We start from the raw sequence: 13,804 nt of genomic DNA on the forward strand, positions 1-13,804 counted from the left end.
TACCGTCCCGATCAAGGAAAATCGCTTTATTCATGGGAGAACAGTTTATTGTCAACGATGCCGCACAAGATATGTCCGATGGTAATGTGCACTTCTTGAATCCTGGCAGATTCGGCGTGCTGTATAATCAACGGGTAATTGCAAAGTTCCTTGCACCTTCCTCCATCCCTTCCCAGGAGCCCTATGGTGGTGATGCCCATAGATTGTGCCTTCTGCAAGGCATGCTCTACGTTGGGAGAGTTGCCGCTGGTAGAAAGGCCTATCAGAATATCACCTTTCGTTCCCAAGGCTGCTGTCTGCCGTTCGAAGACGCGGTCGAAGCCATAATCATTGCTGACTGCGGTCAGGATGGAAGTGTCGGTTGTCATGGCGATGGCGGGCAGGCCTTCCCGTTCGGTCACGAAACGTCCGACGAGTTCGGCAGCGATATGCTGGGCATCGGCTGCACTGCCGCCGTTACCGCAAAGCAAGACTTTGTGCCCTTGTCGAAGGGCTTGTACTATCAGATTGCCGACGGTTTCGATGTCGGTAAGCATTTGCCGGTTGTTCAGGATATTTTCTTTGAGCCTGATACCTTCTTGGATGGACTGGGTGATATAATCTTGCATAATTTTCTAATCTCGTTGGTACAAAGATACGACATTTCAGAAATGAAGCTTGCTTTTGACGAAATTTTTAAATTGTCTTTGCTTTCTCCATTTCAGTCTGCTGAAGAGAGTGAAGAATATGCATTCTTCAATATCGAATCCTCTTTGCTCGGCATATAGAGGTATTATTTTCATGAAGTCATCGGCGGGAATACCCAGTTGGCTGAAGGCATTCATGGACATTCTGATACCGGGCACTTTACCGAGCTTCAGGCGGTTGATGTCAATGAGGGCGAAGTGATATTTGCCGTTTGTCTTCCGGTAAAATATATTCTTGGGATTATAGTCCAGTGGCAAGACCTTGTTCAGATGTAATTGGAGAGTGAAGTCTACGAGGTCATGTCTTAGCCGTTTTTTCTCTTCTTCCTCCATTTCCGTACCGAACATATCCGTAACAAGCGGGTAGGGGAGGTATTCGGAAATAAAGTATCCGGTGTGGAAGAAACCATTCTTTTTGATTTCTATATAAGCTACCGGAGGGGCGGTCTCTATTCCCCGTTGCAGAAAAAGTTCTGCATATTCAAAGGCGCGCTGCGCTTTGCTTTTGCGGAACCAAGTGTAAATGAGGCAGTTTATGAGGGCAGGTCTTTTGTATTTCTTGATTACGAAGTCCTTGTCTCCGAACCGCACTCTTTCGACTGTGTTCCTTCGGTTACAATAAACCTCTTCCCGTTCATATTCTTCCGATGGGATGGCTCGGATATAACTCTCGTAGGCGGCATAGTGCGGATGAATATGTACCTTCATTGCTTTTATTTACATTTTACTTCTTTTGAACGGTGCAAAGATAGTGCAAACCGAAAGCAGAACAAAATGAACTTGTTCATTTTTTATTTTGAGGTGCCGCCTATCTTCGCTTTTGAGCAAAGATAATCAAAATGTATCATCTGGTCGGAAATATCGTATGCTTTTTTAGCGAACTCGGCTTCTGCCGGGGTGGGCTCTTCACCTACCACCTCCATTTGGGGGCTGATGGCGAATCCTTTCTTGCATGGGTCGAGGATGCTTTGGCCCAATCCGCTCCAGTAGTAATCATCCAGTTGGAGCAGGTTCAGCAGGGTGGGGTACATATCGATTTGTCCCATCACTTTGTCATAACGCATGCCTACCGGAGAGTTTACTATGATGAAAGGGGTGAATGTCTTGTCGGATACGATACCCTTGCCACCGGGGGCGTTACACAATTCTTCACGGTAGGTAGCCAGTCCTTCGTGGTCACCGGTGATGACGATAAGGGTCTCGTCGTATTGTGGGAGTGTTTTCAAGTACTCCACGAATTTTCCTATCGCCTTGTCCGTATAGCGTGCGGTGGTCATATAGTCATTCATTTTCTGTGGAATGGCCGGAGAGAAATGAATCTCTTTCAATTCTTCAGGCAATTTGAAGGGAGCATGGCCGGAGTAGGTCACCAGCTGCATGTAAACATTCTCCCCCTTCTTCCAGATTTCCCCCTTCTCTATTTTTTGGCGGCATTGCGCCAGGAAGGAGCCGTCTCCGGTACGTTTGTGCGTGCCAAAGGCTTCTGTCAGTTCAAAGTCATGATAAGCAATGATGGTGTCGGTCCCGAAACTGTAGGCTATGACGCCTTGGTTCCAGGTCGATACTTTATCGATGGTCAGGAGGTAGTTGCGCGAGTTCTTCTGCTGATGCATGGCTTTTTGCAGGGTTCCGTAGGTGTGGTCTGGATATTGGCTGCTGTATGTGCCGCTGTTGATAGGTAGCATACCGGCGCAAAGCAACAGCTGTGCATCAATGGAGCGCCCTCCTTTCACTTGCGTCAGTACGTGGGGGGCGTATAGGGTGGTGGAGTCTTGCAGCAGTTTGTTGAGATATGGAGTAATCTCTTGCCCTTCCACTTCCCTTTCGAGTACCCAGCTTTCCAAAGATTCTGCCAGGATGACGATGCAGTTGTTGCGGATTCCGATACGTCCGGTCAAAGGGTGATGTCCGGGTTTCTGGCTCAGCCACTCCTTTATCTCTTGCTGTATCTGTGGGGTGGCCTCCTGCTTCTGGTTGATGAGGTCATAGTATAGGCTTCCGAAGACAGTATACATGGAAGTGGTGCTTGCACACAGATAGGCTTTCTGGCGGACGGTGTTGTATGCTTCCTTGAATCCTCCTTTGGCCAGGGTGGTGATGGCAAACAGCAGGATACCGATTCCCAAAGCTCCTCCGTAATACTTGTATGATGTTCTTCCGGCGGTATTTCTTTTGTAATGCCAATAAAGGGGGATACTGGCAATGGTAGATAGAGGGAAGAAGATGTCGTACCAGCGGAAAGAGTCGTAAACGCTTCCGGTGAAATCGGCGAGGTTTCCAGAAAGTCCATAGCTGTTAAGTGGAATGGCAGTATAGTAGGTGCGGAAATACATCAGGTTGACAATCAGTAGTATATCCAGTAAAAGCATGATGACTATCTCTGTTTTCCAGAGCCGGAAGAACTTATAGGGGACGAGAAGTACGAGGGTGGCTATTATTTTGGTCGCATAGAACTCGATGGTAGAGAATGAAGCGAATGTGGTGGGTATGCTCCAGATGAAATCGAATAGCAGGAATTTGAAAAAAATGGTGATTCCGAACAAAAGAGTCACTTTATCTGTTGCCCCTTGTTGGCTGTCGGAGCAATGAAAAAGATTTCTTCTCATAAAATAGTATTTTTAAAATATTGGGGTGCAAAGATAGATATTTTAGAGAAGAAAAAGCTTCATAAACAGCAACTTTTGGAAAAAAGTTGATAAAAGTCATTTTTTTTCTGGATTGATGCAGTATATGCAGAATTCTTGTATTTACTTTGCAGACGTTTAAAGCAAAGAAAGCAAAACTGTTACAAACTAAGGGCTGGATTTTATTGTTCTATTGGTAATTTGAGGTGACGATTGTGTCGTTGCCGTGATATTTTGAGTGTATGAAGAAGCATTATTTATTTTTCGTTTCGGTAGCCTATTCCTATCCTATACTTCGCCCGCTTCAGGACGAAATCAGGCGTAGAGGGGATGAGGTCGCATGGTTTATCGAGCCAGACTGCCCGGTTCTGTTGAATCAGGATGAGAGGTGGCTTCAATCTGTTCAGGAAGTGATGGATTATCAGCCTATTGCTGTTTTTGCACCGGGTAATTATATTTATGATTTCTTCCCGGGAGTGAAGGTTTCCCTTTTTCATGGCTACCCCATCAATAAGCGTGGCGATGAAAAGGACGACCATTTTTCTGTTCGCGGATGGTTCGATGTCTATTGCACGCAAGGAGAAACGAGCACTCTTCCTTTCAAGGAACTTGAGAGGAAATACGGCTTCTTCAAGGTATACGAAACGGGCTGGTGCAAGGCGGATACTTTCGTGAAAGAACGTGCGCACACTCCTCATAATGCACGTCCGGTAGTCTTGTACTCTTCTACATTTACAAAGAATATAACTTCCGCTCCTCATCTGTTTGATACCATCAAGAGACTGGTGCGCGAGAAGAACTGGGATTGGATTATTTCGTTCCATCCGAAATTCTCGGATATGGAAGTCCTCAAGAAATACAAGGAACTGGCTGCTTCCTGCCCCAATATTACTTTCCACGAGAGTGGACTTGTTGATGCCAAACTGCTGAACAGTGCGGATGTGTTGTTGTCTGATGCTTCGTCTGTGATTGTTGAGGCGATGATGTTGGACAAACCGGTGGTGACTTATTGCAACACCATGCCAGGAGCTCATTTGCTGAATGTCACTGAGACGGATGCTGTAGAAGGAGCGATAGAAAAGGCCATTTCCCGTCCGGCAGAACTGATGGAGCAGATGCGTGCCTACGTGCACAAGCATGAAGCCCATCTGGACGGTGAGTCCTCTTCACGGGTACTGGATGCCGTAAACAACTACATCTGGTATTTTCAAGGTAAGACCAGAACCAAGCCCTGGAATCTGGTACGTAAGTTTAAATTGCGATGGCGGGTGGGTTATCCGTTGATGGCCACTTTGCGGTTATGGTAATTGTCATAGCTTATGGAGAACACTGAGACACTACCTCTGATAAGTATTATTGTACCGGTCTATAATGTAAAGAATTACTTGGAGAAATGCCTGCAATCCATTTGCGGGCAGACTTATAAGAATCTGGAAATAATATTGATTGACGACGGCTCTTCCGATGGTTCGGGAGAGCTTTGTGATTTATTTGCCCAAAGGGATGGACGGATAAGAGTTTTTCATCAGGCAAATGCAGGTCAGAGCGCAGCCAGGAATAGAGGTTTGGCGGTAGCTCAAGGTGAATTCCTTGGTTTCGTGGATAGCGACGACTGGATTGAGTCGGATATGTACGAATTCTTGTATCGCCTGTTGAAAGAGAATGGAGCGGATATATCCATTTGTTCGCATTATAGGGACAAAGGTGGGAAGAGTGTGGCGAAGTATGCTTCGGGAGAGCAGTTTGTGTTTACTCGTGATGAGGGTATTCGCGCTCTGGCAGTAGACAAACATGTCAGAAACTATATGGTGGATAAATTGTTCAAACGCAGCCTGTTTGCAGGTATTGTCTTTCCGGTTAATCGTGTTTTTGAGGATTTGGCCATTTGCTATCGGGTATTTTATGGAGCAGAGAAGGTTGTGATGCAGGATACTCCTAAATACCATTATATGATACGGGAGGGGAGCACGATGCAGAGCAGGTATAATCCCCAGAAAGAATATAACCTTTTTCAGAGCGTCTACGAGCAAGTGAAGTTCATACTTGAAAAAGGTATATGGGATAAAGCTGGAGTTTATGTCATGCGTCGTGGAATACGCTTACTGGATCATACAATGATGGTAGAAGCCTCTATTTCCACTGATGAAGTCATTCGTGATGTGATTACCAAAATGCATGAATTTGACTATGTCGGTTATGGGCAATTGGGCTTTTCTCTTTCTTTGAAACGTTATCTTATTTATAATCATAAGGACTTCTATCGGAAAGCTTATCGGTTGATAAGGTCAATCTTCAAATCGAAACGTCATAAGTATTAAAACTGATTGAGTATGGCTGAAATAAAGATGTCTATTATAGTTCCGGCATATAATGCAGAGAAATATCTGGAGCGTTGCCTTGATTCATTGGTAAATCAAGATTTGTCGACCAAGGAATATGAGGTTATCGTAATTAATGATGGTTCAACAGATAGAACCGGAGCTATTTTACATGAATATTCCAATCGTTATTCTTATTTTCATTGCATAACAGTAGAAAATAGCGGTGTCAGTGAGGCACGAAATTATGGTTGTCGGAAAGCTAAAGGAAAATATTTTTTATTTGTTGATGCGGATGACTGGATTCAAAGTAATGTCTTACAATATGTTTATGACTCTCTTGAAAAGGATGAATTAGACATTTTGGTAATGGATTTTCAGTATTGGGATGAAAAAGGAAAACTTCCCAAAGAGTTTAATCGAGTGTCTGATGAAAAGGTCTTGTCGGCTCAAGTTTGGTCTGGAACGGATTTTATGCAACAGTTTTTGCCACAAGTGGTCTGGTGCAATGCTTATAGAGCCTCTTTCTGGCAAGAACATAAATTGAAGTTCTTGCCTATTCGTCATGAAGATGAAGAAATTATTCCCAGAATCTTCTTTTATGCAAGGCGTGTAAAATATTCATCTATAATTTTCTATCATTATTATAAGAATTCAGATTCGTTTATGATGAATTATGATGAACACGCTTCTCTTTATATGCTTCAGGCTATGGAGAGCTTGGAAGCATTTAGACAAAAGAATGTGAAAACGGAAAAAATGAATAGTTTTTTTAAAAATTTGATTGCAAGAAGGCTATTGACTACTTTTCGTATAGGAATAAGAAAAGGGATACCGGCAAGATTCCAGCATGAGATGATTGTGCAAATGAAAGCAAAGGGACTATCACCGTTACCTAAAGGAAAGGGAATTATGCATATCTTTTTATATAAGTATGCCCCTTCTTTATTTATTGCATATTATCGTAGTAAAGAGAAACGAAAAAGAAAATAACTTTTGGACTAAATGATAGCTTTTTATGATGTAGGGAAAGTGATTTGTATTAGAGTCTGAGTTGAAACTAATTATGAAGCGAATTTTATTTTTTCATGAAGTGTTTCCTTGTGGAGGAGCAGAAAGGGTTACAATTGATATAGCTAATTATCTATCTGGCTATGGTTATGAAAGCTTTGTGGCTTTATGCCATAAAACGTATGATGTAGCTGGTATAGAAGTCATAGAACTTCCTAATAAGGACATTAATTCGTTGGAGAATGCAAATGCTTTTATTGAAATTATAAATTCACTCTTTATTGATGTTTTTGTATTGCCTATACATCTTTTGAAACATCTGGATTACATCATGGACGGTGTTCATTGCAAGCTGGTATTTGCGCCGCATAGTATTCCTTTATGGGAGGCTGTGGCAAAAGTGGCAGATAAAGGAAAACGCGCCGAAGGTTCGTGGTTAAAAATGTTGAAATGGCGTTTTATAACTTGTCCAAGGGAAAAATGGTTTCCGAAATATGATAAGCCGTTTATTGAACAACATAAAAATTTGTATGGACGGGCTGATGCATATGTTGTATTATGCGAAGATTATAAATATAAGCTGATAAAGAAACTTGGTGTACCTTTTGAGAACAATAAATTTCACGTGATACCCAACTCTGAAAGGCAAATTCTTTCGGTCAACCATCATAAGAAGAAACAAATATTATTTGTAGGGCGCTTTACTTATGTTGATAAACGTGTGGATAGGTTGATTGATGTTTGGAAGCGGATTTATAAACAAGTGCCGGATTGGGAGCTGCTTCTGATTGGTGATGGTGTTGAAAGGCAGAATCTTCAGCAGAAAGCTACTGCCTACAATTTGCAAAGGATTCGTTTCTTGGGCTATCAGGAAGATGTGTCCGGTTTTTATAGGGAGGCATCGGTGGTGTGTCTGACATCTACTTTTGAGGGGTGGGGGCTTTGCTTGACAGAAGCGCAGGCGAATGGAGTAGTGCCCGTGGCTTATGATTGTGGCGCCGGAGTGCGGGAGATAATTTCACCGTCAGGAGTGAATGGATTTCTTGTATCGCCTTTTAATCAATCTAAATATGCGCGAACACTGTTGAAGCTATTGAAGAACCCCGATATGTTGAAACAAATGCGGCAGAATGTTGTCGTGAAAGCGCAAGAGTACTCTCCGCAGATTGTGGGAAAGAAATGGAAAGAGTTGTTTGAATCTTTGTGATAGACTAAAAGCTTTGATGTATGAATAGTGATGCTTTGCCGTTGGTTTCTGTTATCATACCTGTTTTTAATACAGAGAAATATATTGAGGATTGCATTTTTAGTGTGATAAATCAGAACTATAGCCGATTGGAAATTATAATAGTGAATGATGGGAGTACTGATGGCAGCCGTTCAATAATCCAGAAATATATGGAAGTTGACAGGCGTATTGTTTGTATAGACAAGAAAAATGAAGGGCTGCCTCTCGCCAGGAAAACCGGGATATTGAAGGCAAACGGAAAATATATCCAGCATCTTGACAGTGATGACACGTTGATTGATGGAGCTATTGAAAAGTTAGTATGTAGGGCAGAAGAAACTGATGCTGATATTGTTGCATCTTCTTTCCTTTTTTGTTATCCGGACAAGGGGCCTGTTCTTTCAGAGCCTTATACATTCGGTGAGATTTCAGGAATCAGTTATTTTAGGCAGAAATTGAATTTGCAGGCTTATTGGAGTGTGTGGTCTCATTTTCAAAAACGTTCATTGTTTCTTAACAACAAGATTGAAACTGTCGCCGATATATCGATAGGTGAGGATGCCATCATGATGACACAATTGATTCTGGCGGCTGATAGGATTGTTTCTTTGAATATTCCTACTGTTAATTATTATAGAAATTCGTCCTCGATGTCTTGTCTGCCGAATGAGGAAAAGTATAAGGATTTCAGGGCTTATCAACGATGGATTGAGAAATATGTGTCTGCCAAAGGTTTGTCGGAACAATTGGGAAAGGAGATTGCCTATATGCATCTTCAGACTGCATATACGAGTCTTTACTGGAAACAATACGGGGATGTTGTAGATGACATGAGACGGTTGGTTGCTGATGTGAAGCGATACCCGGATTTGGTTGAAAATCTGTCCAGGCGGGAACGTAAGCTGTTGAAGGCTTACAAGCTTTCAACCTTTTGGGGGAATTTGAGGGTAAAATATTATATCTTAAAAAACAAACTATAGAATGAATATATTGCACAAGATAAAATGTAAAATATATCGTTTTCTTCTGAAAAATGGAATGTTGGCTCCTAAGGTGGTACTTTTGATGGATGGTGGGGTCTGCTCACAGATGCATCAGTATTTGCTGGGACATCTTTTTGGACAAAAAGGATATAGGGTGGAATATGACTTGACCTTCTTTAAAGAGTGGGGGAGCGATATGGATTATCATTTTGTCAGAAACTTTGATTTGCAGAAAGCATTTCCCTATTTATCTGTAAAGAAGGCTTCGAAAGTAGCTGTTGACGTGTATAAGAGGAAATATTATAATTTGGGGAACAATACGTTGAGTCGGGAAAATGACTTTTCATTTCTACAAAAGAAGCCTCCGGTCTATTTAGGTGGTTATTATCATGTTCCGGCTGATATTTGGCTTCCTGCATTCCGGTCGCTTTTTAGAGTAATGCCCGAGGTGCTGGATGCACAGAATAAATTGCTGTATTCAGAGATTGGTTCACGTCCTTGTTCCGTAGCTGTTCACGTAAGGCGTGGGGACTTGAAAGTGGAAATTCCGGCTTACGGCAAACCTGCTTCATTGGAGTATTTCAAGTCGGCAGTGGCTTATATGCAGGATAGGGATATGTCTTCTTTCTTCTATTTCTTTTCGGATGAGCCGGACTGGGTGAGGGATGAACTTATTCCGCAACTTTATCTTACGGAAGGTAATTGTAAGGTTGTCGATATAAACGGTTCGGATAAAGGATATATGGACTTGTTTTTGATAGCCTGTTGTCGGCATCAGATTACCAGTAAAGGGACTTTGGGCAAATACGGTGCTCTCTTAGAGGATAATCCGGAAAAGACAGTAGTCCTTTGTGATGATGAAGTGGAATATCCGTGGAAGGAACTGTTTCTGAATCCGGTGTTTTTATAGAGCCACTTCGTTATTGTTCTCAATGAATGAATAATATGGCGTATATTTACAAATTATAGAAATCTACATTTATCGATATGAGACCTAAACTAAGCATTATAACTGTAAACTTTAATAACAACAGTGGTCTAAGCAAAACGTTGGAAAGCGTCAGACACCAGTCTTTTTCCTCTTACGAGCATATCATTATTGATGCCGGTTCCAAGGATGGTAGTCTGGAAACAATCAAGCAGTATGCGGAAGGAAACCCGCATGTGACATTCTGGGTGTCAGAACCGGACAAAGGGATATACGACGGAATGAATAAGGGAATGGAACATGCTGGTGGAGAATACTTGCAATTCCTTAATTCCGGTGATTTTCTGGTGGGAGATGTTTTAGGTCAGGTGGATTTTGATGGGACGAAATACATTTATGGCGATGTAAGGGTTGCTGTTTCGGCAGATAAGAAGATAGATATACAATCTCCTTTTCCTCTCGACCTTGTCTTCATTTTACTGAAAGATACCATTTGTCATCAAGTGTGTTTCATTCATCACTCCCTTTTCAATAATCAACGATACAGAACGGACTATATCCTGGCTTCCGATTGGATTCATATTGTAGAGAATATTATCCTGAAAGGATGCAGCTATAAACGTGTGCCGGTATGCATTGCCGAATACGACGGAAATGGAATCAGTGCGTCCAGCGGGTCTTTAGGGGTAGACGAGCGGATGCGTTGGATAAAGGATAACATACCGGCAGCATTTTATGATAGCTTGTTGGAACTCGATAGAACCCGGATGGAACTTAATGAATATAAGAATTCCGAGTTAGGTAAAATAATCCCCATAGTGAGCCATACAAGGAGGTTCTCCAAACGTGCCCGGAAACTCGTTCTGTTCTTGTATAGAATAAATTCCATCTTCTCGTCTTCGTCAAAGCGGAATAAGAATCAGATAAAAAAGAAGTAGTGGCATGGATGTCGTGATATGTGTTTCTTCCAAAGACTGCTTGATTGTCAAGAAGACTGTTTTTTATATTCATCGGAATATAGAAAGCGATAATATCTATCTTATAACAGACAAGCATAGTTTCGGTTTCTTCTCAAAAAGGTTTCGGAGCAGATATAATATCAGCCTGATTGATGAGGAAGAGATTGTTGCGGACCGTCGGCAGCTGGAGGCAATAGCCGGGCGGCACTTCACATGTGAGTATAGATTCGGATGGTATTACCAGCAGTTCCTCAAGATGGAATTTGCGCGTAGCCGATACGCCAAAGATTATTATCTGATATGGGATAGTGACACCATACCTCTTAACCCGGTGTCCTTTCTTACTCCCGAAAAAATGGTGTTTACTCCGAAAACAGAATACCATGAGCCTTACTTCAGAACGATGCAGGCACTTATCGGTTATGGCAAGGGCACGGACTATTCATTTATAGCCGAACACATGCTTGTCTCTGTTCCTATTATGAAAGAACTGATTCGGAAGATAGAATCTTCTGCTATTCCGGGCGGTTCATGGTTTGAGAAGGTTATCAATGCAACTCCTGTGGATGAGCCAAATGGATTTTCTGAATTCGAAACTTATGGAACCTATTGCCATGCTAATTATCCGGATTGTTTCATCTTGAAGGAACTCCGTACGTTCAGAGAAGCAGGAAGCATTTATAGTCGTAGCATCTCTAAAAGAAAGCTCCGGAAATTATCCAGGAAATACGATACTATTTCGCTGGAGAGCTGGAGCACTCCCCATAAGTTCGTTAGAAGATTTTGCAACGATATGGAGGAACATGTGTTCTATCCATTGATGAAACTGATTTCAAAATTACGGTAAAACTGAAGGTGTGAAGCTGAATACTTTGGGGGAGGTTAGGCAGAAATAACCTGAAACCCTTTTCCATTCCCCCGTTTTCTTGTATCTTTGCGACCTCATAATTCACTTAACTACAAGCAATGAAGGAATTTCTGCAGCTGATGCGACGCTTTGTGTCGCCTTACAAGAGATATATCGGTTGGGCAATCGTGCTCAATGTACTGTCTGCCATATTCAACGTATTTTCATTCACATTGTTGATTCCTATTCTCAATATCCTCTTCAAAACGGGGGAGAATACCAAAGTGTACGAGTACATGGAGTGGGGGAGCGAAGGCATCAAGGAAGTGGCGGTGAATAATTTCTATTACTACGTCACCCAGATGATTGAGACACACGGGCCACAGATGACATTGCTGTTCATGGGGCTTTTCCTTGCTTTCATGACCATGCTGAAGACTTCCTGCTATTTCGGTTCTTCCGCCATTATGATTCCCCTTCGTACGGGAGTGGTACGCGATATCCGCGTGATGGTCTATTCCAAAGTGATGCACTTGCCGCTCGGCTTTTTCTCTGAAGAAAGGAAAGGGGACATCATTGCACGTATGAGCGGTGACGTAGGCGAAATTGAAAACTCCATTACCAGCTCACTGGATATGCTGCTCAAGAATCCTATCCTGATTCTGCTTTATTTCTCCACTCTGATTGTAACCAGCTGGCAGCTGACTCTGTTTACTGTCCTGGTATTGCCGGGTATGGGCTGGCTGATGGGAAAAGTCGGCAAGAAACTGAAGCGTAAGTCGTTGGAAGCCCAAGGAAAATGGAGTGATACCATGTCGCAATTGGAAGAGACGCTTGGCGGACTGCGTATAATCAAGGCTTTTATAGCAGAAGACAAGATGGTGGACCGTTTTAAGCAATGCAGCGACGAGCTGCGTGATGCCACCAACAAGGTAGCTATCCGTCAGTCGTTGGCACATCCGATGAGTGAATTCCTCGGTACGCTGCTCATTGTATTGGTACTCTGGTTCGGTGGTCTGCTTATTCTGGGCGACGGCACTTCCATGGAAGCATCAACGTTCATCTTCTATATGGTGATTCTGTACAGTATCATCAATCCGTTGAAAGACTTTGCAAAGGCAGGATACAACATTCCAAAGGGTCTGGCATCCATGGAACGTGTGGACAAAATACTGAAAGCCGAGAACCCCATTAAGGAACCGGTAAACCCGTTGCCGCTGCACGGGATGAATGACCGGATTGAATTTAAGGACCTCTCCTTCAGTTACGACGGCAAGCGCGAAGTGTTGAAGCACGTCAATCTGATGGTGCCCAAAGGACAGACCATTGCACTTGTCGGTCAGTCCGGCTCCGGCAAATCTACATTGGTGGATTTGCTGCCGCGCTATCACGATGTGCAGTTAGGTGAGATTACAATTGACGGTGTGAATATTAAGAATTTTCGCATCCACGACCTGCGTGCGTTGATAGGAAACGTGAACCAAGAGGCCATTCTGTTCAATGACACCTTCTTCAACAACATTGCCTTCGGTGTGGAAAATGCAACTATGGAGCAGGTGGTCGAAGCGGCAAAGATTGCCAATGCCCACGACTTCATCATGGAGACCGAACTCGGTTATCAGACCAACATTGGCGACCGTGGCGGCAAGCTTTCCGGCGGACAGCGCCAGCGTATCAGTATTGCCCGTGCCATCTTGAAGAATCCGCCTATCCTGATACTCGATGAGGCCACTTCAGCACTCGATACCGAAAGCGAACGACTGGTGCAGGAGGCTCTGGAACGGCTAATGAAGACCCGTACCACGATTGCCATCGCCCACCGCCTTTCCACCATCAAGAATGCGGATGAGATTTGTGTACTCTATGAAGGTGAAGTCGTGGAACGTGGTAAGCACGAGGAACTTCTCGAGAAGAACGGCTATTATAAGAGACTGAATGATATGCAGTCTCTCTCATAGAAATAAAATTCTGCGTACTTTGCTTCCACCCGCTTGTGCTAGGCTGTTATGACTAAATAGGAAGTTAATTTCCTGCAAACAGCCTATTAATTCTTCTTTCTCTTCTATATTTCTTACGCAGAATCTATGATGCAGGTGGGTGTTGACGGCTGCCGGCAGAGTGTTTCACGGCTGTTAGGCGATGATGAATAAAGAGTGTTCTTTTACCTTTTACGCTTTTTTAATATCTGCTTGCTTCCATTCTATCACTAATTATCCTATT

At 42.9% G+C, this 13,804-nt stretch carries 12 protein-coding genes; 9 read left to right on the plus strand and 3 right to left on the minus strand.

The window, feature by feature from the left end:
* Positions 1–26: 26 nt before the first annotated feature.
* The 3 genes from gmhA to ABUA47_RS09325 all read right to left on the minus strand — a co-directional run bounded on the left by gmhA (position 27) and on the right by ABUA47_RS09325 (position 3,292).
* Positions 27–608: a D-sedoheptulose 7-phosphate isomerase gene (gene gmhA, locus ABUA47_RS09315; protein ID WP_057281889.1), complete on the minus strand. Its 582-nt coding sequence runs from the start codon at positions 606–608 to the stop codon at positions 27–29.
* A gap of 36 nt (positions 609–644) precedes the next feature.
* The gene (locus ABUA47_RS09320) at positions 645–1,394 is read right to left on the minus strand and encodes a lipopolysaccharide kinase InaA family protein (RefSeq protein WP_005825949.1); all 750 of its coding nucleotides are present in this window, start codon (positions 1,392–1,394) and stop codon (positions 645–647) included.
* Between the two features lie 83 nt (positions 1,395–1,477).
* Entirely contained in the window at positions 1,478–3,292 is a 1,815-nt protein-coding gene (locus tag ABUA47_RS09325) for an LTA synthase family protein (RefSeq protein WP_057281890.1), read from the minus strand.
* A gap of 260 nt (positions 3,293–3,552) precedes the next feature.
* Between ABUA47_RS09325 and ABUA47_RS09330 the strand changes: the two genes are divergently transcribed.
* From ABUA47_RS09330 to ABUA47_RS09370, 9 genes are all read left to right on the plus strand, one after another.
* Positions 3,553–4,617: a CDP-glycerol glycerophosphotransferase family protein gene (locus ABUA47_RS09330; protein WP_117749517.1), complete on the plus strand. Its 1,065-nt coding sequence runs from the start codon at positions 3,553–3,555 to the stop codon at positions 4,615–4,617.
* A gap of 12 nt (positions 4,618–4,629) precedes the next feature.
* Positions 4,630–5,628, plus strand: a complete 999-nt coding sequence (locus tag ABUA47_RS09335) for a glycosyltransferase family 2 protein (protein WP_057087408.1) — start codon at positions 4,630–4,632, stop codon at positions 5,626–5,628.
* A 12-nt stretch (positions 5,629–5,640) separates the two neighbouring features.
* Positions 5,641–6,621 carry a glycosyltransferase gene (locus ABUA47_RS09340; RefSeq protein ID WP_057087410.1) on the plus strand — a complete coding sequence of 327 codons (981 nt, stop codon included), beginning with the start codon at positions 5,641–5,643 and terminating at the stop codon, positions 6,619–6,621.
* A gap of 73 nt (positions 6,622–6,694) precedes the next feature.
* Complete coding sequence (locus ABUA47_RS09345) at positions 6,695–7,846, plus strand: glycosyltransferase (RefSeq protein WP_117749516.1); 1,152 nt, start codon at positions 6,695–6,697, stop codon at positions 7,844–7,846.
* A gap of 20 nt (positions 7,847–7,866) precedes the next feature.
* Positions 7,867–8,847, plus strand: coding sequence for a glycosyltransferase family 2 protein (locus ABUA47_RS09350; protein WP_057087414.1), 981 nt, complete (start codon positions 7,867–7,869; stop codon positions 8,845–8,847).
* 1 nt (position 8,848) lies between these two features.
* Entirely contained in the window at positions 8,849–9,760 is a 912-nt protein-coding gene (locus tag ABUA47_RS09355) for an alpha-1,2-fucosyltransferase (RefSeq protein ID WP_057087415.1), read from the plus strand.
* Between the two features lie 77 nt (positions 9,761–9,837).
* Positions 9,838–10,716 (plus strand): glycosyltransferase family 2 protein, encoded by an 879-nt coding sequence (locus ABUA47_RS09360; RefSeq protein ID WP_117749515.1) that lies wholly within the window; start codon positions 9,838–9,840, stop codon positions 10,714–10,716.
* Between the two features lie 4 nt (positions 10,717–10,720).
* Entirely contained in the window at positions 10,721–11,584 is an 864-nt protein-coding gene (locus ABUA47_RS09365; RefSeq protein WP_117749514.1) for a DUF6492 family protein, read from the plus strand.
* A gap of 119 nt (positions 11,585–11,703) precedes the next feature.
* Positions 11,704–13,542: an ABC transporter ATP-binding protein gene (locus ABUA47_RS09370; protein WP_349824375.1), complete on the plus strand. Its 1,839-nt coding sequence runs from the start codon at positions 11,704–11,706 to the stop codon at positions 13,540–13,542.
* The last annotated feature ends 262 nt before the right edge of the window (positions 13,543–13,804 follow it).

Origin of the sequence: Bacteroides sp. RTP31139st1_H2_RTP31139_211217 (genome assembly GCF_040227615.1) — a bacterium.
Classification (GTDB): domain Bacteria; phylum Bacteroidota; class Bacteroidia; order Bacteroidales; family Bacteroidaceae; genus Bacteroides; species Bacteroides uniformis.

What these genes read in the sequence shown, in the direction of transcription:
- gmhA (WP_057281889.1), bottom strand. Translation starts at nt 608, where the DNA reads ATGCAAGATTATATCACCCAGTCCATCCAAGAAGGTATCAGGCTCAAA.
- ABUA47_RS09345 (WP_117749516.1), top strand. Translation starts at nt 6,695, where the DNA reads ATGAAGCGAATTTTATTTTTTCATGAAGTGTTTCCTTGTGGAGGAGCA.
- ABUA47_RS09370 (WP_349824375.1), top strand. Translation starts at nt 11,704, where the DNA reads ATGAAGGAATTTCTGCAGCTGATGCGACGCTTTGTGTCGCCTTACAAG.
- ABUA47_RS09350 (WP_057087414.1), top strand. Translation starts at nt 7,867, where the DNA reads ATGAATAGTGATGCTTTGCCGTTGGTTTCTGTTATCATACCTGTTTTT.
- ABUA47_RS09340 (WP_057087410.1), top strand. Translation starts at nt 5,641, where the DNA reads ATGGCTGAAATAAAGATGTCTATTATAGTTCCGGCATATAATGCAGAG.
- ABUA47_RS09360 (WP_117749515.1), top strand. Translation starts at nt 9,838, where the DNA reads ATGAGACCTAAACTAAGCATTATAACTGTAAACTTTAATAACAACAGT.
- ABUA47_RS09330 (WP_117749517.1), top strand. Translation starts at nt 3,553, where the DNA reads ATGAAGAAGCATTATTTATTTTTCGTTTCGGTAGCCTATTCCTATCCT.
- ABUA47_RS09355 (WP_057087415.1), top strand. Translation starts at nt 8,849, where the DNA reads ATGAATATATTGCACAAGATAAAATGTAAAATATATCGTTTTCTTCTG.
- ABUA47_RS09320 (WP_005825949.1), bottom strand. Translation starts at nt 1,394, where the DNA reads ATGAAGGTACATATTCATCCGCACTATGCCGCCTACGAGAGTTATATC.
- ABUA47_RS09335 (WP_057087408.1), top strand. Translation starts at nt 4,630, where the DNA reads ATGGAGAACACTGAGACACTACCTCTGATAAGTATTATTGTACCGGTC.
- ABUA47_RS09325 (WP_057281890.1), bottom strand. Translation starts at nt 3,292, where the DNA reads ATGAGAAGAAATCTTTTTCATTGCTCCGACAGCCAACAAGGGGCAACA.
- ABUA47_RS09365 (WP_117749514.1), top strand. Translation starts at nt 10,721, where the DNA reads ATGGATGTCGTGATATGTGTTTCTTCCAAAGACTGCTTGATTGTCAAG.